Source organism: Streptomyces sp. NPDC038213, from assembly GCF_055600495.1.
Window position 1 is genome coordinate 1 of sequence record NZ_JBVJYM010000076.1, and the last position, 1,510, is coordinate 1,510.

The 1,510-nt window shown below is 69.8% G+C and carries 1 protein-coding gene; it reads left to right on the forward strand.

Annotated elements, in window-relative coordinates:
* The first annotated feature begins 263 nt into the window (after positions 1 to 263).
* A complete protein-coding gene (locus ACZ7JZ_RS36010; RefSeq protein WP_470947389.1) occupies positions 264 to 1,472 on the forward strand; it encodes an IS110 family RNA-guided transposase in 1,209 nt (402 codons plus the stop codon).
* The last annotated feature ends 38 nt before the right edge of the window (positions 1,473 to 1,510 follow it).

The window sequence follows — 1,510 nt, forward strand, 5'->3', positions numbered from 1 at the left end:
CCCCGTTATGTTTTTCGCGGTCCTGCAAGAGGGCCGCTGGCCTCCGGGCCCGGCATGACTGTTGCCCCCTGTCGAACGGATGACCTGGGGGGTGGTGTCACCGGGTCTGAGGGGTGCCGTCGGAGACGCTGATGAGAGGTCCGACCACCGCCCGGCCGGGCGCAATGCCCGGCCGTTCGCGGGCGGCAGGTCTGCATAACGTGGATGCGCGAGAACGGCCCCGACGCCCAGGCCAGCACGGGTATCGAGCGAGTGGGGGCACCGTGATCGACACCAGCAGCGTGGGCGTGTTCCTCGGCCTGGACGTCGGCAAGAGCACACACCACGGCCACGGGCTGACCCCGGCCGGCAAGAAGGTCTTCGACAAACCGCTGCCCAATAGCGAACCCAAGCTGCGGGCCGTCTTCGACAGGCTGCGGGACAAGTTCGGCACGGTCCTGGTGATCGTGGACCAGCCCGCCTCGATCGGGGCCCTGCCGCTGACGGTCGCCCGCGATGCGGGCTGCCAGGTCGCCTACCTGCCCGGACTGGCGATGCGGCGGATCGCCGACCTCTACCCCGGTGAGGCCAAGACCGACGCGAAGGACGCCGCGGTGATCGCGGACGCCGCCCGCACCATGCCGCACACCCTGCGCTCGCTGGAGCTGACCGACGAGATCACTGCCGAGCTCACTGTTCTGGTGGGCTTCGACCAGGACCTCGCGGCCGAGGCCACCCGCACGTCCAACCGGATACGCGGCCTGCTCACCCAGTTCCACCCCAGCCTGGAACGCGCCCTCGGTACCCGCCTCGACCACCAGGCTGTCACCTGGCTGCTGGAACGCTACGGATCCCCGGCCGCACTGCGAAAGGCGGGCCGCCGCAGACTCGTCGAAGTGATCCGCCCCAAGGCCCCACGGATGGCCGCCCGGCTGATCGACGAGGTCTTCGACGCGCTCGACGAGCAGACCGTCGTCGTCCCGGGAACCGGCACCCTCGACATCGTGATCCCCTCCCTGGCCCGCTCGCTCGCGGCCGTCCACGAACAACGCCGGGCCCTGGAAGCCCAGATCAACGAGCTGCTGGAGGCCCACCCTCTTTCCCAGGTCCTGACGTCGCTGCCCGGCGTCGGCGTCAGGACCGCCGCAGTTCTCCTGGTCACCGTCGGCGACGGCACCAGCTTCCCCACCGCCGCCCACCTCGCCTCCTACGCCGGCCTCGCCCCCACCACGAAACAGTCGGGCACTTCCATCCGCGGCGAACACGCACCCAGAGGCGGCAACCGGCAGCTCAAACGCGCGATGTTCCTGTCCGCGTTCGCCGCCCTGTACGACCCCGCCTCCCGGACCTACTACGACCGCTGCCGGGCCCGGGGCAAGACCCACACACAGGCCCTTCTCCGCCTGGCCCGGCAGCGCATCAGCGTCCTGTTCGCCATGCTCCGCGATGGAACCTTCTACGAATCACGCCTCCCCGAAGCGGTCGCCGCATGACCAGCTCAGCCTTGACGAAAGACATAGAGGCACCCCCC